The 20,878-nt window shown below is 61.7% G+C and carries 17 protein-coding genes; 14 read left to right on the top strand and 3 right to left on the bottom strand.

What is annotated here, in order from left to right:
* Positions 1-42: 42 nt before the first annotated feature.
* The gene (locus HU751_RS05890) at positions 43-693 is read right to left on the bottom strand and encodes a GNAT family N-acetyltransferase (RefSeq protein WP_062574305.1); all 651 of its coding nucleotides are present in this window, start codon (positions 691-693) and stop codon (positions 43-45) included.
* A 163-nt stretch (positions 694-856) separates the two neighbouring features.
* On the opposite strand from HU751_RS05890, the gene xthA reads away from it, so the two are divergent.
* The 12 genes from xthA to HU751_RS05830 all read left to right on the top strand — a co-directional run bounded on the left by xthA (position 857) and on the right by HU751_RS05830 (position 17,787).
* The gene (xthA, locus tag HU751_RS05885; RefSeq protein ID WP_186733265.1) at positions 857-1,669 is read left to right on the top strand and encodes an exodeoxyribonuclease III; all 813 of its coding nucleotides are present in this window, start codon (positions 857-859) and stop codon (positions 1,667-1,669) included.
* A gap of 998 nt (positions 1,670-2,667) precedes the next feature.
* Positions 2,668-3,651 (top strand): glycosyltransferase family 2 protein, encoded by a 984-nt coding sequence (locus tag HU751_RS05880; RefSeq protein ID WP_186733266.1) that lies wholly within the window; start codon positions 2,668-2,670, stop codon positions 3,649-3,651.
* Positions 3,641-4,531 (top strand): class I SAM-dependent methyltransferase, encoded by an 891-nt coding sequence (locus tag HU751_RS05875; RefSeq protein ID WP_186733267.1) that lies wholly within the window; start codon positions 3,641-3,643, stop codon positions 4,529-4,531. The genes HU751_RS05880 and HU751_RS05875 overlap by 11 nt, the downstream gene beginning before the upstream one ends.
* Complete coding sequence (locus tag HU751_RS05870; RefSeq protein WP_186733268.1) at positions 4,519-5,751, top strand: polysaccharide pyruvyl transferase family protein; 1,233 nt, start codon at positions 4,519-4,521, stop codon at positions 5,749-5,751. Before HU751_RS05875 ends, HU751_RS05870 begins: the two co-directional genes overlap by 13 nt.
* Positions 5,738-7,084: a Coenzyme F420 hydrogenase/dehydrogenase, beta subunit C-terminal domain gene (locus HU751_RS05865; protein WP_186733269.1), complete on the top strand. Its 1,347-nt coding sequence runs from the start codon at positions 5,738-5,740 to the stop codon at positions 7,082-7,084. The genes HU751_RS05870 and HU751_RS05865 overlap by 14 nt, the downstream gene beginning before the upstream one ends.
* Positions 7,084-7,857: a polysaccharide deacetylase family protein gene (locus HU751_RS05860; RefSeq protein ID WP_186733270.1), complete on the top strand. Its 774-nt coding sequence runs from the start codon at positions 7,084-7,086 to the stop codon at positions 7,855-7,857. The genes HU751_RS05865 and HU751_RS05860 overlap by 1 nt, the downstream gene beginning before the upstream one ends.
* A complete protein-coding gene (locus HU751_RS05855; protein WP_186733271.1) occupies positions 7,854-8,753 on the top strand; it encodes a hypothetical protein in 900 nt (299 codons plus the stop codon). Before HU751_RS05860 ends, HU751_RS05855 begins: the two co-directional genes overlap by 4 nt.
* On the top strand, positions 8,750-10,693 hold the full coding sequence (locus tag HU751_RS05850) for a hypothetical protein (protein WP_186733272.1): 1,944 nt from the start codon (positions 8,750-8,752) through the stop codon (positions 10,691-10,693). Before HU751_RS05855 ends, HU751_RS05850 begins: the two co-directional genes overlap by 4 nt.
* 607 nt (positions 10,694-11,300) lie before the next feature.
* On the top strand, positions 11,301-12,179 hold the full coding sequence (locus HU751_RS05845; protein ID WP_186733273.1) for a formylglycine-generating enzyme family protein: 879 nt from the start codon (positions 11,301-11,303) through the stop codon (positions 12,177-12,179).
* 130 nt (positions 12,180-12,309) lie between these two features.
* A complete protein-coding gene (locus HU751_RS05840; RefSeq protein ID WP_050705627.1) occupies positions 12,310-13,974 on the top strand; it encodes a cyclic peptide export ABC transporter in 1,665 nt (554 codons plus the stop codon).
* A 230-nt stretch (positions 13,975-14,204) separates the two neighbouring features.
* Positions 14,205-16,649: a TonB-dependent siderophore receptor gene (locus tag HU751_RS05835; protein WP_186733274.1), complete on the top strand. Its 2,445-nt coding sequence runs from the start codon at positions 14,205-14,207 to the stop codon at positions 16,647-16,649.
* 130 nt (positions 16,650-16,779) lie between these two features.
* Positions 16,780-17,787 (top strand): GlxA family transcriptional regulator, encoded by a 1,008-nt coding sequence (locus HU751_RS05830; protein WP_186733275.1) that lies wholly within the window; start codon positions 16,780-16,782, stop codon positions 17,785-17,787.
* 35 nt (positions 17,788-17,822) lie between these two features.
* Here the strand turns inward: HU751_RS05830 and HU751_RS05825 are convergent, their stop codons facing one another.
* Together HU751_RS05825 and HU751_RS05820 are read right to left on the bottom strand one after the other, a co-directional pair.
* Positions 17,823-18,368 carry a thioredoxin family protein gene (locus HU751_RS05825; RefSeq protein WP_186714448.1) on the bottom strand — a complete coding sequence of 182 codons (546 nt, stop codon included), beginning with the start codon at positions 18,366-18,368 and terminating at the stop codon, positions 17,823-17,825.
* Positions 18,358-18,633 carry a DUF2790 domain-containing protein gene (locus tag HU751_RS05820; RefSeq protein WP_186733276.1) on the bottom strand — a complete coding sequence of 92 codons (276 nt, stop codon included), beginning with the start codon at positions 18,631-18,633 and terminating at the stop codon, positions 18,358-18,360. Before HU751_RS05820 ends, HU751_RS05825 begins: the two co-directional genes overlap by 11 nt.
* Positions 18,634-18,852: 219 nt before the next feature.
* Between HU751_RS05820 and HU751_RS05815 the strand changes: the two genes are divergently transcribed.
* Both HU751_RS05815 and HU751_RS05810 read left to right on the top strand, forming a co-directional pair.
* Positions 18,853-19,593 (top strand): response regulator, encoded by a 741-nt coding sequence (locus HU751_RS05815; protein ID WP_050705623.1) that lies wholly within the window; start codon positions 18,853-18,855, stop codon positions 19,591-19,593.
* Positions 19,590-20,876: a sensor histidine kinase gene (locus HU751_RS05810; protein WP_186733277.1), complete on the top strand. Its 1,287-nt coding sequence runs from the start codon at positions 19,590-19,592 to the stop codon at positions 20,874-20,876. Before HU751_RS05815 ends, HU751_RS05810 begins: the two co-directional genes overlap by 4 nt.
* Positions 20,877-20,878 lie beyond the last annotated feature (2 nt).

Here is a 20,878-nt window from a genome sequence, read left to right as displayed (position 1 = left end):
TACCAGAGCAAAGGGGTCAAGAGGGTTGTCGGCAACCACCTGTCACAGGTTCGCCACCCTGGACGAGCGGGGATTGGGGTGGAAGAACACCCGCTCCCTGATCGGTCCCACCGCGATCTCGCCGATCTCTTCATAGCCCTGGCGCTGGTAGAACGCCAGGTAGTGCGCATTGCCGGTGTCCAGCACCACGCCCTCGGTGCTGGCGTCCTCCGCGCACCAGTCGTGCACGGCCTGCAGCAGTTGCTCGCCGTAGTGCTGGCCCTGGAACTGCGGGTGCACGCCCAGCAGCGGCAGGACATGGACATTGTCGCCCGGCAGGCAGCCGGCCAGCGCGGCCTGGTAGTCCAGGTAACGCCGGGTGCAGCGCAGGCCGGTGCCGAGGATCATGCGCAGGCGCCAGGCCCAGCTGTCGGCCACGCCCAGGCGCCGCTGCGGCGGCACGATCAGCGCCAGGCCGATCAGGCGGTCCTCCAGCAGCAGGCCGATTGCCGGCAGCTGCAGATAGAAGTGCTGGCGCACCCACTCGCGCACCATCACCCGCAGGCGACGCTCGTAGCCGGGGCGCTGGCCCTCGAACAGCCAGGCGAAGGTCGGCTCGTGGCGATAGGCATGGTAGAGCAGCGAACGCGCCTCACGGGCGTAGCCGGCGTCGAGCAGGCAGGTCCGGGCCGGGGCGGCGATGACGTCGGGCATTGCGGGCAGTCCTCCTGGAATGGGCGTACAGTGCCTTGGAGCCAGATTCCGGCGCTGGGTTCACCTCCTCCAGCACGTTAGCAGTGCCCGCCGCGCGGCGCCATGCTGGCCGTGGCCGGCGATGTCGGCTAGCATCCGTGGCTTTTACCAGGATCATCTTTCCATGAAGATCGTCTCGTTCAACATCAATGGCCTGCGCGCCCGTCCGCACCAGCTGGCGGCGCTGATCGACAAACACCAGCCGGACGTGATCGGCCTGCAGGAAACCAAGGTCAGCGACGATCAGTTCCCGTTGGCCGACGTCGAGGCGCTCGGCTACCACGTGCACTACCACGGCCAGAAGGGCCACTACGGCGTCGCCCTGCTCTCGCGCCAGGCGCCGCTGTCGTTGTTCAAAGGCTTTGCCAGCGATGAAGAGGACGCCCAGCGCCGTTTCATCTGGGGCACCTTCGCCGATGCCGACGGCACGCCGATCACCGTGATGAACGGTTACTTTCCCCAGGGCGAGAGCCGCGACCACCCCACCAAGTTCCCGGCCAAGCAGCGCTTCTACAGCGACCTGCAGGCGCTGCTGGAAAGCCAGTTCCAGAACAGCCAGCCGCTGGTGGTGATGGGTGACCTGAACATCTCGCCCCAGGACTGCGACATCGGTATCGGCGCGGACAATGCCAAGCGCTGGCTGAAGACCGGCAAGTGCAGCTTCCTGCCCGAGGAGCGCGAATGGATGGAGCGGCTCAAGGGCTGGGGCCTGGTCGACAGCTTCCGCCACCTGCACCCGGAAGTGGCCGACCGCTTCAGCTGGTTCGACTACCGCAGCCGCGGCTTCGAGGACGAGCCCAAGCGCGGCCTGCGCATCGACCTGATCATGGCCTCCCAGGGCTTGCTGCCACGGGTCAAGGCTGCCGGGGTCGACTATGAACTGCGCGGGATGGAAAAGCCTTCGGACCATGCGCCGATCTGGCTTGAGCTGAGCTGAGCCGGCCTGCCCTGTGCAACCACACATGACATGCTGACCTGGCCAACCCCTGCGGGGGTTGGCCGCAAATCTTCGGGCGGGTGAATCCCCGGCTGCTGTACCATCCCGCGAGACGCATCATGCGTCGTTTGCCGTTCCTGCTGCAGGCCCTCAGCCTGACCTCCTGCACCCCTCGCCTCCCGTCACTGCCGCCACGCCGCTCACCCTGCTTGACCACGGACGGTGCAGCTGACCGAGGATGACCAGGGTCAGCCCCGGATCATCGCCTGGTGGATACCGCACCAGGCCTCTCGACCCCTACCTGCGCAGCGGCCATGAGATCGAGGTATTTCTGGGCCCGAACGAGCTACCGATCAATGTGCCCGAGCACCTCAAGGACCTGCGCCCTCAACACTCCTGGGCAGTGCAGGCCGGTTGTGACCGCGAGTAAGGCACACCCGGTTCAGGCGAGGCCGCGCAAGACACGACACCCTCGACGATGACCACCTGCGCCGTCGCCGCCCTATGGCGATGACGGCAGGCCTGCTGGCACAGGTCAGACGGGTAGCAGGAGTCGAACTCGAGCACCACACTGCGCTCGCCCCGGACCTGGAAGTACTCGCCGCACTTGCTATGCCTCTACCTGAGATCGCCAGCCAAGGATTTGGCATCCCCTCCCCTCCCAGGTGGCAATCTCCAGTCACATCGCGTTCGCCACTCACCAGCCGACAGGCGGAAGTCATCGTGGGAAATATCTGACATCTTTGCATTGCGGCCATCTGTCAGGCTACCTTGGCCATTGTGAGGCCATTGAGTTTTACGCTAAACTAACCCGCAACAACCAGCATAACCTAACGACAAAATACGCACTCGAAATTTCAACCCATAGCATTTCGAACTAACCCAGATAGAGAGCACTTATATAACCCACATCACGCCACAGGCAATGAAAACTATAAGATCCATTGAAAACACCCTGATCCCGTGATTTCTCTACACCAAGTGATAGCTGGAGCCCCATGTATAAAAACTTGCTTGTCGCCGTTGTAATCCCCTGCTACAACGAAGAACAAAAAATAGCCAACGTAATAAGTACCATGCCTTCCTTGGTCGACCGCATCTATTTAGTTGATGACGCGTCCCAAGACGACAGCATAGCAGTAGCAGAGTTTACGGCACGCGAAACCAGCAAGGACATCGTCATCATACGCCAGCCCATGAATTCAGGTGTAGGAGCGGCGATCTGCCAAGGCTACAAGCATGCCTACGCAGATAACTTCGATCTTGTCGCCGTCATGGCCGGCGATGGGCAAATGGACCCGGAAGATCTCGAGTGCCTGCTCGATCCTTTGGCATCAGGCCAGGCAGACTATGCCAAAGGCAATCGCTTCAAGGCGGCCACAGGCGATAAGATCCCTACTGTGAGACTATTTGGTAACTTGGTACTCTCAGCATTGACCAAGATCGTTTCAGGCTATTGGCATGTCAGTGATACTCAGTGCGGTTACACCGTTATTAATCGCGCCGCACTCGGAGCCGTGCAATGGGATGAAGTCTATCCGCGCTACGGCTGCCCCAATGATATTCTGACACGCCTGAACATTGTCGAGATGCGCGTCATCGAAGTCAGTGTCAAGCCCCGCTACGGCGTCAACTGGACCAGCAAGATGAAGGTGAGCCGTGTCATATTCCCGATTCTTGCCCTGATGTGGAACCTGTTCGTTCATCGCATGTACCGCAAGTACATCTACATGAGTGGACACCCCATCGTACTTTATTATCTGGCAGGCGCACTATTTATGGGCCTGTCCGCATTATTGTTCTCCTACTTGCTCATCAAATGGGCTATCACAGGAGCGATTCCCATGGGGGCACTGATCATGTTCAGTACTACCCTTAGCGTAACCATCCAACTCATCCTCAACGCTTTCTCACTTGATTTCCAGGTAAACAAGGATCTTTGCGTCGAGGTTCGACGAGTGAGGCCCAGACATGTCAATTGAGTCGGGGGCATCAAAGGACTCCCGCTGCCCAGTCTGTGTCGGAGATCATGTCAAGGCTTTGTTCAACTTGAAATCTCCGTATATTGACCAGCTGCTCTACCAAATCCGGCACTGTGATGATTGCGGGCACCGCTTTGCGGCTGGCCCGGTGACCGAGCAGATCCTGAGCAAGGTCTATGACAACGCATTTCATGCCTCAAGCCAACAACAGGCAAATGGCCCATCATCAGCCGTGATGCTCAATGCGGTCAGGCGCGCACAGTGGCTAAGCGAATGCGGACTGCAAGGAAGGCTGCTGGATGTAGGTGCTGGACGTGGCTATTTCGTCAAGGCCGCACAGGATCACTTCGACACACGTGGAATCGACTATTCGGCGAATGCATCCTTGTACGGCCAGGCCCTCGGCGTGACCTTGGACAGTGGCGACTTCACCCATGCACACTATGCGGCAGAGAGTTTCGATGTCCTTACATTCTGGGACGTGCTGGCCAGCATGATTGACGTGCATGCCACGCTTTCGCATGCCGCCAGGCTCTTACGCCCCGGAGGACACATTGCGCTCACCGTGCCTATGGGTGACTCGCTGACCTGTCGACTTGCCAACAAGCGCTGGCCCCTTTGGATTCCACCCGTGAATCTGCACTACTTCTCCAAGAAAAGCCTTGAACGTCTGATGCACGACAACGGATTCGAAATTGTCCGCATGGAATGCCAAGGCAAGCGTGTTTCGCTCAATTTTCTGCTCGTCAAGCTGGCTCGCAGCCTGGGCCTGCGCAGCCTGGAGCAAACAATGGCTAAACTGCCGCTGCGTTGGGCTGTACCGATCAATCTCGGAGATATACAAACCGTTCTTGTAAGGAGACGTCAGTGCGCTTCGTAATCACCGGTGTCACCTTGACCGGAAACATGGGCGGCAGCGCAATGTTACATGCCACCTTGCAGCAGTTGAGGAGCCGTTTTCCAGGGGCCAGGTTCGAATTGCTCAGCATCTACCCAGAAGCCGATCAACGCTGCAACCGGGAAGATGACCTGAAAGTTGTCCCAGCCGCGCCATTGAAACTTCTCGCCTGGTACATGCCGCTCACTCTCCTCGGCGCCTTGGGCTCCGGTGTCCGCCGGTTCCTTAGCCGACGTAGCGCTTTTTTCAGTTCCCTCGACGCAGCAGACGCCGTCATTGACTTGTCAGGCATTGCACTGGTCGATGGTCGTGGGCTACCACTGCTGTGGTACAACCTGTCCTGCGCCTTGCCTGGCATCATATGGGGCAAGCCAGTATTCAAGCTTTCCCAGGCACTGGGGCCGTTCAGGACTACACTCAATCGCTTGCTGGCCAAACCACTTCTGCAGCATTGCTCGACAGTTGTGGCACGTGGGGAGCAAAGCCGAATGTTCCTGATCGAGCTGGGTATGCATGCCCCACAGGCCCTGCCCGATGTTTCGTTTGCCCTGACCATTCCCGATGGCATTCAGCATCAGGCGAAAAATGTACTACGTGGGCTCGATGACAGTGATCGCCACTGGGTAATCGTGTCGCCCAGCCAGGTAGTGGCCACGCTATGCAGCCAGCGCGGAATCAACTTCCTTGAACAGATGCAACAGTTCGTCGAAAACCTGCTCAACGACGATTCACGCAACGTCCTCATCTTACCGCATAGTCTGGGCACAGGAAAAAGCAAGAATAACGATATCGATCTGTGTCGCGAACTCCACCACCGCCTCGTGAAGCACCAGCGCGCTTTTCTACACATACCGTCAGAAGATCCAGTGCTACTGCGCGCCATCATCGGCCAGTCCGCATTTTTCGTCGGCTGTCGCTTCCACGCTGTCGTTGCCGCGCTGATCACTGGTGCGCCTTGCCTGATTCTCGGTTGGAGCCACAAGTATCGCGAAATGGCGGAAGCATTTGACGCAGATATTCCAAGCTTCGACTTTTCCGCGTTTTCAGCAGCTGCACTTACCGAGGCATTCCACAGTGCCTGGCAGGCTCGTGACCAGACACGTGCGATCCTCCAAACCAATGGCTCGACAGTGAGAGACTTGTCCATAAAAAATTTTGACCTGGTGGAAACCTATATGAGGCAATCTCATGCGGGTAACTGAACTGCCCGCAAACGTCGTGGCAAAAGGGCTCTGCATTGGATGTGGCATGTGCACGGCTGCCAATGCCGGCAGAGAAAAACCACTGCTGCACATGGCGTACAGCGCCGAGCATGATCACGCCATTCCGCTGATCAGCGCCGGGGCTGCGGAGGACTTACCGGAGGTGGTATGTCCGGGTGCGAGCATGCACATGCCACAGCTATCCGAGGCCACTTACGGATCCATCCCACAGGACAGTTGGGTCGGTCATCACCAACGTATTCGCGCAGCCCACTCAACCGACGAAGAAGTACGTAAACGTTCAGCCTCTGGCGGCGTTACCACGGCCCTATTGACCTATCTGTTCGAGAAGCAGGCTATCGATGCGGCCTATTGCGTTGTCTCGGAAGGACCGCCGGGCAACCGCTCGGGCAAGATCCTTCGCCATGCCGCAGACCTGGCCACCATCCATGGCTCAGTCTATCAACCTGCCGTGTTGGGCGCCGACCTGTGCGCACTCATTGAAGGTTCGGAGCGCTTCGCCTTCGTTGGCCTGCCCTGTGAAATCGCAGCCTTTGAGATTCTCAAACAGAAAGACCCCCGCCTCGCCCAACGGCATGTGCTCTCCATCGGCCTGTTCTGTGGAGGCATCAACCGCTTCGCTGGCATCGATTACTACTTGCGCAGGTTTGGCACCGGTCTCGAAGGGGCAACCAGCATCGATTATCGCTATGGCGCTTGGCCCGGCAAGATCCGACTGGTTGATGCACAAGGCAAGGCTCACGAAATTGCACGTATCCGAGGCAATTCCCGCTGGAACATCCTGCGTTATGTTGTCGGGTTCCAGGGTTACTGGATGCTCCCTCGTTGCCGCATGTGCCCCGACCAGATCAGTGATTTTGCTGATATAGCCGTGGGTGACCCTCACCTGCCACGCTTCCGCTCCAAACTGGGGCTAGGCCACTCCGCCGTGGTGCTACGCAGTGATCGAGGCGTCGAATGGTATGACAAGGCACTGGCCGATGGTTTCATCACCGACGAGCCTTTGCAAAGAGAGGAGCTAATCGAATCACAGGGCTATACGCTGGATAATCGTCGCCATGCACTCGCCTACTCACGCGTTGCTCGGAAACTGGGAATGGCGGCACCCGACATGTCCACCTACCCCGAATTTGAGCGCCCTGGCTTCCGTCATTACAAGTATGCAATGGTGGATCTACTGAAAATCAGGCTCCGCGGGGTTCGGCAACTTCGTCTCCTGTACATCCCCATTCAAGTGTTTGAGTACCTGTTCATCACGCTGGCGCCACGCGTATTTGTAAATCGACTCGTCAACCTGTTCCGGAACAAATAATGGCCTTCTGGCAAAAAGAGTATGAGTCCCTCGTCGAGGCACTATTGGAACTGGACAAGCCGATTGGAGGGGTGGCCGACTTCCTGGCAGCCCCAAATGCCGAGCGAATCATTCTTCGCCACGACGTGGATCGTCTTCCGCAACGGGCGTGTGCGCTAGCTCGCCTTGAACAGCGGTTGGGAGTACGTAGCACCTACTACTTCCGCGCAAGTGCCTCAGGCGATTTTCCATCCGCTGCGATTCGGATGATCGCTCAACTGGGGCATGAGATCGGATATCACTATGAGGATTTGAGCTTCTGCAAGGGCGATCGAGATGTCGCGATCGCTCGGTTCCTGCGCAACCTCAAAACACTTCGCACAGTTGCCTCCTGCTCTACTGTCAGCATGCATGGTGCCCCGCTGAGCAAGTACCACAATCAGGATCTACTGCATGCTGAAGATCTGCAGCGTGCAACATTGCTGGGTGACGCCGTCACGTCGATAGAACCCTATACCCCTTACTACCTGACAGATACCGGTGGCCACTGGCTGGCCACCGTCACGAACCTGCGTGATCGCGTTGGCCAAGCCTGGCCCCGCCATGCACTGCCTGTTGACCTGCCAGCATTTAAGCAGTTCGCCGCTGAAGCGCAGCATCCGGTATATATCAGCACACACCCTGAACGCTGGAGTCACAACCTGCCAAGTTACCTGCGCGCCCAGGCTATGGACACGCTTACGAATTCGATCAAGCGCATCCTCAAGCGTGCCCGTCAGGTTGCCAGGCCATGACACGATCCAGAAGTCGTCAAGCAACGCTGGCTTTGATCAAAAGATGCTGGATTTTACTGGTCTTGGCAGGGCTCTCGTATTATCTGTGGAATAACGGCCAGCAGATGATCCGTACGTTGTTCGAGATACCAACGTTCAATCTCCTGAGTGCCCTTGGCTGTATTCTTTTCGGCAAGCTCACGGCGCTGTACCTGATGCGAGCCAGCCTTCAACTCCAGAACAGCCAGTTGAAAGGGTGGCGGGAAAATCTGTGGGTCTATGCGTCTTCGGACGCTGCCAAGTACATGCCTGGCGGGGTCTGGGCAATCGTGGGGCGCATCGTCCACTATCGAAACCATGGCATGACGCCCGCCACCATCTCAAAGACGCTATTACTCGAAAACTTCGGTTTTGCAATCACTGCTGTCCTTCTGAGCCTGCCCATAGGCCTGATGCTTCTGGCCAGGCAAGGGTGGCCCGTCGCACTGCTCGCTGTCCTGATCTGCGCCACGGCAGGCCTTGCTCTTGCGGCTTCAGTATTGCTCGCACAACATTTCGGTCTTCTGAGCGTCGATGGCAAGTCCATGCGAATCACCTTCGGCGCTCTGACGGTCATGTTGCTAGGCTGGATAGCGATGGGGACATCGTTCTTCCTGCTGGTCCCGGGGCACAACAACATCCATCACTGGTTATGGTCCATAGGCGCGTACACCACGGCATTTATCACTGGGATGGCCGCGATCTTCGCGCCTGCCGGTGCCGGAGTGCGAGAAGGCGTCCTGGCCTTGGCAGGCCAGTTCAGTAATATGCCAACAACCCTATTGCTGGGCGCGGCGATTCTCAACCGCGTGATCTGGGTAGTTGCAGATCTTTGCGTTTTCAGCTTTGCGTTACTTGTCAGGCTATACAAAAAATGACAGCGTACTACCTCCTCCAGCATCTGCTGCTCGCCCTTGGTCTGGCTCTTTTCGCAATGACCCTGCCAAGGTTCTTTCATCTGGGTGCCTTACCTCGGGCTTTGCTTGGCGCCTCATTGACACCTCAAGTGATAGGCGTGCTGGTCATGCTCCTGGCCCTGGCAGGTGTCGGCTCTCCAGCGCTCTATGCACACGCCCCTGGAGTACTGGCAGTCTCGCTGCTAGCGATCGCTGCCCGGAACTTGAAAGGACACGGTCAACGCTGCATGTACAGGATACGCATCACACCCGCCAACGTTGCGGTGACACTACTGGGTGCAGTGCTTGCCGCTCAATTGGGACTGCTACTGCGTGACAATGCCCTGACATTGAATATCCTTCCCCACGATTTCAATGTCTATATGAGCGCTGCAAAAGTGTTTGCCGCAGCCCCCGGTACCACATCGATGCCGGGTTTCTCCGGTGGGCTGGGCGATGTCATCGTCGTCCATCCGCACTCATTCATCTTCGAAGCCTACCTAGCCCATGCCCTGATGCTCGGCGGGGCCGATACATCCTTTCCGCCGCTGGATTTCCTCCCGCGTCTGGCACAACAGGTAACAGTGGTCTATCTGCTCCTGGCAATTGCCGGTGTAACTGCAACTTTAGGTAAGCGCTGGGCAATGGTTGCCTCGATCGCTCTCGCGCTTTGCGTTCCTTGGGTTTACTACATTACTGAATCCCTCAGCCGTGATGCATTTCGCATAGCCCCACTGCTAGGCTTCGTCGTGACTCTCGGCTCCCTAAACCTGAATTTCAGCTCCGCACTGTTACGACGAGGCTTGCTGGTGGGCGCCTACGGGGCCCTGGTAGTCATGTCGCATACCCTGGGACTGATGCTCTGCTTCGTCGTCGGCACCTGCGTTCTGGCGTTCGTGGTCGTGCGTCGTCGACCGACCTGTAAAGCCTTGACGACCTATCTAGTTCCATTAGGGCTTGTGGCTGGACTGAGTGTGGTGCGCTATGTTCAGAACTATCTGAATACAGGCGAACTGATGGGCTATGGCCTTCAATACACGATCTACAAGGGAACTTGGCTCGAAGCGATTATTGGCAAGTCCTGGACAGAACAAGGTCAGGATTGGTTAAGCATTCTTGAAATTCTGCTTCGTCGCTACAGCTGGCATCTCCAGTTGACCACATTGGGTGTAGGCATTCTCACTGTACTGTTTGTACGTGAACGTGGTCGTATTACCTACCTTACCTTACTACTAGGGCTATGGGCCCCATTGTTGATCGCCATATCGGGCGCCCTCGACTATGCAGGCATCAACCTGCGCAATGCTCTCGTGACCAATGGCCGCTATGCGCTTTCATTCTTCCTCCTATCGGCCCCCTTGCTGATTGTCGGCGCAGCTCATCTGGGCACCAAGCTGGCCGACTTCCTCAAAATGAGCCAGGGATACCGTCAACTGGCAGTTGTAGCGATAACTGGATTTGCAGTATTGCTTGCCTCCCAGTCATTACGTTTGGCCCCTTGGCGCACAACACCTTCCACACTAGAGGATATCAATCATGTCAATATTCTCCATCAAGCTACTACCTGCTTGAAGCCAGGCCAGCACTGGTTTGTCGACACGGATCGGTGGAATGTCTACTTCATTAAGCGTCCCCCCGTATTTGTGTTCACCGCACCCGCCCGCCCGCTGCTGATGACCTCCGATCAGGCAACGACGGCCTCGGTGTTACAATCCATGGCCCTCAAGTTCGCGGTATTCATCGAAAGCTCTGCACACTGGCAACAGAGCCCGCTATACGACTATCTGAAAACAAACTGGACGTTGATCCCAATGCGGGGGGGGTATCGCGATCATGAGCTGTGGGTGTCTCCGGAAGTTCGTGAATGTATTGAGGCGCAAATGGCGTCATCAGCAGTGCCCCCCCACCCTCCTGGCAATTGATCTCCAAACGGCCCCTTGTCAGTGCTGCCCTGGCAAGGGGGAACGAAGTCTGCGCCACGGAGGCCGAGGTGCTGCTCCTCGGCGAGAGCCAGACTTGCCATGTGGTCATGCCAAGGAGGTACCGCGCTGTCGGTCAAAGTGCTGTCCGCAGCAGGAATGGTCATGCAGCCGAGAAACAAGGTCGACTACGCTGAGCGGTAGCCGACGCCTGCTTCCATAACGAGCAAGCCGATAGCGACATGAACAAGGGCGCTGGTGCTGACGTTGGGTACCTGGCAGAAACCGGCCAGGGTCTGAGCCCTCTTGCCAGGAAGTTGCGCACCAGGCTGCGTCCCACCCTTCAAAAATGTTGAAAGCTCAGCCTATGCTGGCAGGCCACGCAGACTCTCAAACACCTGAACAATGAGAGTCCTGGTGTCGTGAAGCTATTGATCGCGTTTGGGCCGCCAGGTGCCCGTCGCACCCCTTGCAGCGCTCTCAAGATCGAGCGCCACACCTCTCCCGCCAAACACCTGTTACAAAACCACCCTTAAACATCGCCTCGTTCATTTCGTCCATCAGCACGAACTCCCGCTGTCTGCCCAGCAACCCTGAACAAGGCTTCCCCATGACCGCACCCCTGAACCGCCTCACCCTGGCCGCCCTGCTGGTCGCCTGCAGCCTGCCGGCCCTGGCCGCGGCGCCTGCGCACAACCCCGGCACGGTGTTCCGCGACTGCGCCAAGACTTGCCCGGAAATGGTGGTGCTGCCCGCCGGCAGCTTCATGATGGGTACCCCGGACGACGAAAAAGGCCGCCAGGACGACGAAGGCCCGCTGCACCAGGTGACCTTCAAGAAAGCCTTTGCCGTCAGCCAGTACCAGATTACCAACGGGGAATGGAAAGCCTACCTCAAGGCCAGCGGCTACAAGGTCCCCAACGGCGACACCCGCCCGGGCCGCGAATGCATCGCGGGCGTGCCGCGCTACCAGCAGGGTGACCGCCAACCCGCGGTGTGCCTGAACTTCCACGAGGCCGAGGCCTACGCCGCCTGGCTGTCGAAGAAGACCGGCAAGGTCTACAAGGTGCTCAGCGAATCTCAGCGCGAATACGCCGTGCGCGGCGGCAGCACCGGGCCGTTCCCCTTCCCGCTCGATGACAACGACGAACAGAAGTACCAGATCTCCAAGCACGCCAACACCTACGGCCCCACGGACGGTTTCTCCTTCACTTCGCCCGTCGGCAGCTTCCCGCCCAACGCCTTCGGCGTCTACGACGGCCACGGCAACGTCTACGAGTGGACCCGCGACTGCTACGTCGACAGCTACGCCAGCGCCCCCACCGACGGCAGCCCGCAGACCAACAGCAGCGAATGCGAGGACCGCCGGGTGATCCGCGGCAACGACTACACCGAGGCGCCGATCTTCTCCCGTTCGGGCAACCGCAACGAACGCAGCTCCACCCTGCGCGGCGACTGGATCGGTTTCCGCGTCGCCCGCGAACTCTAAGCCCTCCTCACTTCCGGCGCCCCTGGCGCCGGATCCGCCTCGCCACTAAATCCGCGCAAAACCCTCTCGTCTACCAAGATCAGGGCCTGGTCCGCCGCCCTGCGCCAACGAATACTCACGAGATGACTCCATGACGTCCAAGACCCCCAGCCTCGCCCAGGAAACCCTGCGGATACTCAAGCCGTTCTGGATGCTGGTCGCGCTTTCGGCGGCCCTCGGCGTGGTCAGCGGCCTGAGCGTCACCGCCCTGCTGGCCACCATCAACAGCGCGATGAACGCCGTGGGCGGGCCGGACACCCGCACCGCCCTGCTGTTCGGTGGCCTGTGCCTGCTGACCCTGGCCTGCTCCACAGGCTCGAACCTGCTGACCAACTACGTCGGGCAGAAGGTGGTGGCGCGCCTGCGCCGCGAACTGGCCGCCAAGGTGCTGGTGGCGCCGATCGCGCAACTGGAGCGCTACCGCGCCCACCGCCTGATCCCGGTACTGCTCAACGACGTCAGCACCATCAGCGCCTTCGCCCTGTCGGTGGCGCCGATGGTCATCGCCTTCACCGTCACCCTCGGCTGCCTGTCCTACCTGGCGCTGCTGTCCTGGCAGATCCTGCTGGTCACCGTGCTGACCGTGGTGATCGGCACCGGCGCGCAGTTCCTCGCCCATCGCCACGGCATGAAGAACATCCTCACCGCGCGCAACAACGAGGACGAGCTGCAAAAGCACTACCAGGCCCTTTCCGGTGGTGCCAAGGAGCTGCGCATCCAGCGCCAGCGCCGCCAACACATGCACGACCAGCTGATCCACGGCGCCACCGAGCGCATCTGCAAGGCCAACATCCGCGCCGCGAACATCTTCGTCAGTGCCGAGACCTTCGGCTCGATGCTGTTCTTCGCGGTGATCGGCATCGCCATCGCCTTCCAGGCCCTGTGGCCGAGCACCGACAAGACCGTGCTGGGTGGTTTTGTGCTGGTGATGCTGTACATGAAGGGGCCACTGGAACAGCTGATCACCAACCTGCCGAGCATCAGCCGGGCACAGATCGCCCTGCGCCGTATCGCCGAGCTGTCCCAGCGTTTCTCATCGCCCGAGCCACACCTGCTGGTCAGCGACCGCGCACCACAGGTGACCGAGGTCAGCTCCATCGAACTGCGCCAGCTGCGCTATGACTATCCCCAGGTCGAAGGCAGCCAGCCGTTCCACCTGGGCCCGGTGGACCTGACCATCCGCCAGGGCGATATCGTCTTCATCGTCGGCGAGAACGGCTGCGGCAAGACTACCCTGATCAAGCTGCTGCTGGGCCTGTACACCCCGCAACAGGGCGAGGTGCGCCTCAACGGCGAAGCGGTCACACCGCAGCGCCTGGACGACTACCGCCAGCTGTTCACCACCATCTTCGCCGACTACTACCTGTTCGACGAACCGCTGCCGGGCCTCGCCGAGCTGCCGCCGGAGGCCGCCAAGTACCTCGAACGCCTGGACATCGCCCACAAGGTCGGGATCCGCGACGGCAGCTTCACCACCACCGACCTGTCCACCGGCCAGCGCAAGCGCCTGGCGCTGATCAACGCCTGGCTCGACCAGCGTCCGGTGCTGGTGTTCGACGAGTGGGCCGCCGACCAGGACCCGGCCTTCCGCCGGGTGTTCTACACCGAGCTGCTGCCGGAGCTGAAGCAGCAGGGCAAGACCATCATCGTCATCTCCCACGACGACCGCTACTTCCCGGTGGCCGACCAGCTGGTGCGCATGCACAGCGGCAAGATCCTGGTCGAACGCAACCAGGAACCGGCCCTGCCCGCCTGACCCCTCCTCCACGGGCGGTGGCCCTGTCACCGCCCGCGCCGCTTAAATTCCCCGCCGCACCGCTCGTTCCCCTATTGCCGCACGCTGAATCAACCCTGCCTACAGGGAAGTCGCAGGTCACGCCTCTACCAACCGCAATAATTATTTTTCCGGTTTTGGCATTCGCATGCGTCCTACTCGCAACGGAATAATTTTCATTTACTTTGCGTACCTTGAGCCAGAGCATAAAAATGCCAATACCAGCCAACACCCTGACCCCCTTGAGCAAAGCGCTGATGCTGCGCCGGATGCTGCGCTCCTCGCCGGCCATGGCCACCCTCGGCCTCGCCCTGTCCCTGCCGCTGGCCGCCCAGGTGCAGGCCCAGGAGCAGGACTTCGACATCCCGGCCCAGTCGCTGGCCAGCGCCCTGCAAGAGCTGGGTCGCCAGGGCAACCTGCAGGTGCTGTTCAGCCCGGAAACCGTCCAGGGCCTGCGCAGCAGCCCGGTCAAGGGCCGCTTCTCGCCAACCCAGGCAGCTGGGGAGCTGCTCAGGAACAGCGGGATTCGCTACAGCGTGCAGGACAACACCCTGATCATCAGCGGCGCGGCGGAGTCCGGTTCGGCCATGACCCTGGACGCCACCACCATCAACGGCCAGGTGCTCGGCGCCACCACCGAGGGCAGCAACTCCTACACCACCGGTGCGGTGACCATCGGCAAGACCGCGCAATCGCTGCGTGAAACCCCGCAGTCGGTGACCGTGGTCACCCGCAAGCTGATGGACGACAAGAACCTGGTCTCGCTGGACCAGGTGATGGCCCAGACCACCGGTATCACCCGCGCCAACCGCGGCTACGGCAACCACCACTTCAGCTCCCGTGGCTTCGACCTCACCGACGAAAGCTACATGGTCGACGGCGTGCCCGGGCAGGCCTACGCCTACACCGGCTGGATGACCCCGGACATGGCGATCTTCGACCGCGTCGAAGTGCTGCGCGGCGCCTCCGGCCTGCTGGTCGGCGCCGGCAACCCGGGCGGCGCGGTAAACCTGGTGCGCAAGCGCCCGACCGCCGACCCGCGTTTCACCGTGATCACCCGCGCCGGTTCCTGGGACAACTACCGCCTGGACCTGGATGCCAGTGGCCGCCTCAACCCCCAGGGCACCCTGCGCGGGCGCATGGTCGCCTCCTATGAGGACCGCGGCTACTTCACCGACGTCACCAAGTCCAAGCGCCCACTGCTGTACGGGATCGTCGAGGCCGACCTGAACGATGCCACCACCGTCGCCCTGGGCCTGCGCCGCCAGACTTCGCGCATCGACGGCTACAGCGTGCTGGGCATCCCCAACAACCCCGATGGCAGCAACCCGCACCTGAAGCGCTCGACCTACCTGGGGCAGGACTGGACCAAGCTGCAGACCGACATGGACGAGGTGTTTGCCGACCTCACCCACCGTTTCAACGACAACTGGACCGCCAAGCTGGCGCTGTCCCATTCCGAGGGTGGCTACAACCGTAGCGCCATCGAGTGGGGCGCGCGGGAAACCCTGGAGTACAATGCTCCCGGTGGTCCGACGGTCAACACCGTCAGCTATCACAAGTTCGATGTCACCTCCAATGCCGTCGACGGCCACCTGGACGGCACCTTCGAGGCCTTCGGCCTGACCCACCAGTTGACCCTCGGCGCCAACTGGTCCAAGCGCAAGATGAACGACAAGGACAACACCATCGCGCTACCCAGCCCTATCCCGCTCAATGTGTTTGATCCCAATCACAGCAATATCCCCGAGCTGCAGCGTAACGGCTGGAAGTCGATGGACGACACCATCGACACCCGCTACGGCACCTACCTGAGCGCCCGCCTGCACGCGACCGAAGACCTGAGCTTCGTCCTCGGTGGTCGCCTGAGCTGGTACAAGAACGAAGCCTGGAACGGCCCGAAGGTGATCACCAGCCGGCAGGAACACGAGTTCACGCCCTTCGTCGGCGCGATCTACGACCTGAACGACCAGTGGTCCTGGTATGCCAGCTACGCCGACATCTTCCTGCCGCAGTCCAACTACCGCACCGTCAGCGGCAGCGTGCTCGACCCATCCGTTGGCTCGAACTACGAGACCGGTATCAAGGGTGAGCTGTTCGACAAGCGCCTGAACGTGTCCTTCGCCGTCTTCTACATCGAGCAGGAAGACGTAGCCCTGCAGGATACGGCCAACCGCGGCAAGTGCCCGACCGACCCGGCCGGCCGCTGCTGGACCAACGGCGACGGCATCAACCGCAGCAAGGGCTTCGAAGCCGAGGCTACCGGTGAACTGCTGCCGGGCCTGCAGGTCGCGGCCGGCTACACCTACAACACCACGAGCTCGTCCGAGGGCGGCCCGATCTCGGCGCAGACCCCGAAACACATGGTACGCGTGAACACCAACTACACCTTCCCTGGCGAATGGAACCGCCTGAGCGTCGGTGGTGGCGTCTCGGCGCAGAACTCCTACGTCGATGCCTACAACGAGGCGTACAACAGCGGCCGTGCAATCTTCGACGCCCGCGCCGCCTACAAGCTCGACGAGCACTGGACCGTCGGCGTGGACGTCGAGAACCTGTTCGACCGCAAGTACTTCGACTCCATGGGCTACTGGACCCGCGGCACCACCTACGGTACCCCGCGTAGCTACATGTTCACCCTGCGCGGCGACTTCTAAACCCCGCGTTGCATGACCGGCGCCCCCTCTCGAGGGGGCGCCGTGCTTTCAGCGCCAGCAAGCGCCCCTGTTGTCTTTCCCCGCGTCCCGCCGCACACTCGTGCGCGCCAGCCAGGAAGCGGAGTCCGCAGTGCCCACGCCACGTCAGTTCAGCAAGAAGACCAGCACCAGCAACATGCTGCGGCTCAAGTCCGGCGAGGCCGGCAACCAGCGTCCCTACCGCGTCGACTTCGTCCTGCTCGAGCACTTCTCCATGGCCAGCTTCACCGTGGCGATGGACGTGCTGGTCACCGCCAACCTGCTGCGTGCCGACAGCTTCACCTCCACCCCGCTGTCCCTGGCGGGCGACCGCGTGCTCAGCGACCTGGGCCTGGAACTGGTGGCCAGTCCGCTGGCGCCGCGCAGCCTGCAGGACCTCGACCTGCTGGTGATCTGCGGCGGCCTGCGCACACCCTTGAAATACCCCGACCTCGACCGCTTGCTGGGCGATTGCGCCAGCCACGGCATGACCCTCGGCGGGCTGTGGAACGGCGCCTGGTTCCTCGGCCGCGCCGGGGTGCTCGACGATTATGGTTGCAGCGTGCACCCAGAGCAGCGCGCCAGCCTGGCCGAGATCAGCCCGCAGACGCGCATCACCCCGGCCAGTTTCACCCTCGACCGCGACCGCCTGAGCGCCGCCAGCCCCAACGGCGCCATGGAGCTGATGCTCGGGCTGGTCCGGCGGCTGTACGGCGATGCCTTGGCCGAAGGCGTCGAGGAGATCCTGTCGTTCTCCGGGGCGCGCTATCGCCAGGTCGGGCCGGGGGCGAAGAAGTCCATGAGCCTGCACCTGCGCACCATCGTCGAGCTGATGGAGAACAACCTCGAGGAGACCCTGAGCCTCGACCAACTGGCCACCTACTCCGGGCGTTCGCGGCGGCAGATCGACCGCCTGTTCCAGGCCCAGCTGGGCACCTCGCCCCGGCGTTACTACATGGAGCTGCGCATCACCAAGAGCCGACGATTGCTGCAGTATTCGGACCTGTCGGTGATGGAGGTGGCGGTGGCCTGCGGGTTCGTCTCGGTTTCGCACTTCAGCAAGTGCTATGCGGCGTACTTCGGCTATCCGCCGTCGCGGGAGCAGCGGCTCGGGGAATGATGTTGCCCCGCGATAGGGCCAGAGCGGACAACGAATCAACCCGGCTCATTCAACAACGCCTGAATCACCCGCTCCTGCCCCGCATAATCCCCCTCACCAAAGTGCACATGACGCACCTGCCCCTTGCGATCGACAAAGTAATGCGCCGGCCAGAACTGGTTGCCCCAGGCGTTCCAGATCCGGTAGCCATTGTCCACCGCCACCGGGTAGGCGATGCCCAGTTGCTGCACCTGGGCCCGGACATTGCCCAGGTCGTGCTCGTAGTCATACTCCGGCGTATGCACCCCGACCACCACCAGCCCCTGCTCGCCGTATCGCCGCGCCCAGTCGTTGACATGGGGCAGGCTACGCCGGCAGTTGATGCAGTCGTAGGTCCAGAAGTCCACCAGCACCACCTTGCCCTTGAGCGCGGTGCCATCCAGCGGCGGCGAGTTGAGCCACTGCTCGGCCCCCGCCAGCGACGGCATGGGGCCGTAACTGTCCCTGGCCAGCAGGTGGCCGGCCAGGCCCAGCCCGAGCAGGGCCAGGGCCACGCCGCCGGCCTTGAGCAGGCGGCGCTTGCCGCGCGCCTCAGTTGTCATGGCAGCCACTGGTGGCGTAGGAGCGGTACTCGACGCTCTGCGGCTTGCCCTGGGAGTCGAGATAGTCCATGCGGGTCTTCACCGGCCCGCAGGTGGTGCCTGGCGCATCCTTCACCGACAGCACTTTCTTCACATCCAGCCGGTCGCCGTAGCGGTATTGCATCACGCTGGCGTCGTTCAGCGAGCTGCTGCTGGCCTGGGCCGTCAGCGCGCCAAGGCCGAGGACGGCAAACAGGGCGGCGCTGGCGAGGGTCTTGATAGTCATGGCGTGTCTCCTGATGCGAGGTCTTGTGTGGGAAGGCTTCCCTCCCCGGCCGAGAGCCATTTCACGCCTGCCAGGTATCGCACATGTGTCCGGCCAGGGGCCGCCGTGCTTCTTCCTGTATCTATGTCGCCAGCAGATACACTGCAATACAAACCCGGGCAGGCAAGCCCGGATCCACTCGGTACACTGCGCCCATTCCCCACGTACAAGGACACCCCGATGGAACACGCCGATCACATCCTGATCGTCGACGACGACCGCGAGATCCGCGAACTGGTCGGCAATTACCTGAAGAAGAACGGCCTGCGCACCAGCATCGTCGCCGATGGCCGGCAGATGCGCGCCTTCCTGGAAAACAACGCCGTCGACCTGATCGTCCTCGACATCATGATGCCCGGCGACGACGGCCTGCTGCTGTGCCGCGAACTGCGCGCCGGCAAGCACCGCAACACGCCGGTGCTGATGCTCACCGCGCGCAACGACGAGACCGACCGCATCATCGGCCTGGAGATGGGCGCCGACGACTACCTGACCAAGCCGTTCTCCGCCCGCGAGCTGCTGGCGCGGATCAACGCCGTGCTGCGCCGTACGCGCATGCTGCCACCGAACCTGACCATCAGCGAAAGCAGCCGGCTGATCGCCTTCGGCCCATGGCGGCTGGACACCACCGCCCGCCACCTGCTCGACAACGAAGGCACCCTGGTGGCGCTGTCGGGTGCCGAGTACCGCCTGCTGCGGGTGTTCCTCGACCATCCGCAGCGGGTGCTCAGTCGCGAACAGCTGCTCAACCTCACCCAGGGCCGCGAGGCGGATATCTTCGACCGCTCCATCGACCTGCTGGTCAGCCGCCTGCGCCAGCGCCTGGGCGACGACGCCCGTGAGCCGACCTGCATCAAGACCGTGCGCAGCGAAGGCTACGTGTTCTCGCTACCGGTGCAATTGCTGGAGTCGCCGGCATGAAATGGCCGCGCACCCTGGCTTCGCGCCTGGCCCTGATCTTCTTCACCGGGCTGGTGCTGGCCTACGGCCTGTCGTTCAGCCTGCAGGCCTACGAACGTTACGTCAGCAGCCGCTCGATGATGCTCAGCAACCTGGAGCTGGATGTCTCGACCTCGGTGGCCATCCTCGACCGCCTGCCCGCCGCCGAGCGCCCGGCCTGGCTGTCACGCCTGGAGCGGCGCACCTACCGCTACCGGCTGGACGGCGGCCTGCCCGGCGAAGCCATGCCCAGCGCCGACCCGCCCATGGCCGCCGAATCCATCGTCAAGGCCATCGGTGACCGCTACGCCCTGACCTTCCAGGAAATCCCCGGCCCTAACGCGCACTTCCAGGCTCACCTGCGCCTGGCCGACGGCGCACCGCTGACCATCGACGTCACCCCTGCCCCGGTGCCGGTGGCCACCTGGCTGCCGGTGGTGCTGCTGATCCAGCTGGCGGTGCTGCTGGCCTGCACCTGGCTGGCCGTGCGCCTGGCCATCGGCCCGCTGACCCGTCTGGTCCAGGCGGTGGACAACCTCGACCCGAACAGCCCCGGTCCGCAGCTCGACGAGAGCGGCCCACGCGAAGTGCGCTACGCCGCCGTGGCCTTCAACGCACTGCAGGCGCGCATCGGCGCCTACCTCAAGGAGCGCATGCAACTGCTCGCCGCCATCTCCCACGACCTGCAGACGCCGATCACGCGCATGAAGCTGCGGGTCGAGCAGATGGACGACGGCCAGGAGAAGGACAAGCTGGCGCACGACCTGGACGCCATGGAGCACTTGGTGCGCGAAGGCGTGGCCTATGCCCGCAGCATGGACAGCGGCACCGAGGCGCCGTGCCGGGTCAACCTCGACGCCTTCCTCGACAGCCTGGTATTCGACTACCAGGACAGCGGCGCCCGGGTGGACCGCCGCGGCAGCGCCCAGGCGACCCTGCAAACCCGCCCCCATGCCTTGCGCCGGGTGCTGGTGAACCTGGTGGACAATGCCCTCAAGTTCTCAGGCGCCGCGCAGCTGGAGGTGGGCTGCGAGAACGGGGTGACCCTGATCCGCGTGCTCGACGATGGCCCGGGCATCCCCGAGGCGGAACTCGACGACGTGCTCAAGCCGTTCTACCGGGTCGAGGGTTCGCGCAACCGCAGCACCGGCGGTACCGGACTGGGGCTGGCGATCGCCCAGCAACTGACCCAGGCCATGGGCGGCAGCCTGACCCTGCGCAACCGTGCCGAAGGGGGGCTGTGCGCGCAGGTCGAGCTACGCTGAGG

This window comes from Pseudomonas peradeniyensis, assembly GCF_014268935.2.
GTDB lineage: Bacteria > Pseudomonadota > Gammaproteobacteria > Pseudomonadales > Pseudomonadaceae > Aquipseudomonas > Aquipseudomonas peradeniyensis.
The sequence above is the reverse complement of the archived record's forward strand: the minus strand, read 5'-3'. Positions and strand labels throughout refer to the sequence as shown.

Coding starts and splice junctions, on each gene's coding strand:
- HU751_RS05810 (WP_186733277.1), top strand. CDS start 19,590: ATGAAATGGCCGCGCACCCTGGCTTCGCGCCTGGCCCTGATCTTCTTC.
- xthA (WP_186733265.1), top strand. CDS start 857: ATGAAGATCGTCTCGTTCAACATCAATGGCCTGCGCGCCCGTCCGCAC.
- HU751_RS05855 (WP_186733271.1), top strand. CDS start 7,854: ATGACACGATCCAGAAGTCGTCAAGCAACGCTGGCTTTGATCAAAAGA.
- HU751_RS05860 (WP_186733270.1), top strand. CDS start 7,084: ATGGCCTTCTGGCAAAAAGAGTATGAGTCCCTCGTCGAGGCACTATTG.
- HU751_RS05845 (WP_186733273.1), top strand. CDS start 11,301: ATGACCGCACCCCTGAACCGCCTCACCCTGGCCGCCCTGCTGGTCGCC.
- HU751_RS05880 (WP_186733266.1), top strand. CDS start 2,668: ATGTATAAAAACTTGCTTGTCGCCGTTGTAATCCCCTGCTACAACGAA.
- HU751_RS05840 (WP_050705627.1), top strand. CDS start 12,310: ATGACGTCCAAGACCCCCAGCCTCGCCCAGGAAACCCTGCGGATACTC.
- HU751_RS05815 (WP_050705623.1), top strand. CDS start 18,853: ATGGAACACGCCGATCACATCCTGATCGTCGACGACGACCGCGAGATC.
- HU751_RS05850 (WP_186733272.1), top strand. CDS start 8,750: ATGACAGCGTACTACCTCCTCCAGCATCTGCTGCTCGCCCTTGGTCTG.
- HU751_RS05865 (WP_186733269.1), top strand. CDS start 5,738: ATGCGGGTAACTGAACTGCCCGCAAACGTCGTGGCAAAAGGGCTCTGC.
- HU751_RS05825 (WP_186714448.1), bottom strand. CDS start 18,368: ATGACAACTGAGGCGCGCGGCAAGCGCCGCCTGCTCAAGGCCGGCGGC.
- HU751_RS05890 (WP_062574305.1), bottom strand. CDS start 693: ATGCCCGACGTCATCGCCGCCCCGGCCCGGACCTGCCTGCTCGACGCC.
- HU751_RS05875 (WP_186733267.1), top strand. CDS start 3,641: ATGTCAATTGAGTCGGGGGCATCAAAGGACTCCCGCTGCCCAGTCTGT.
- HU751_RS05835 (WP_186733274.1), top strand. CDS start 14,205: ATGCCAATACCAGCCAACACCCTGACCCCCTTGAGCAAAGCGCTGATG.
- HU751_RS05820 (WP_186733276.1), bottom strand. CDS start 18,633: ATGACTATCAAGACCCTCGCCAGCGCCGCCCTGTTTGCCGTCCTCGGC.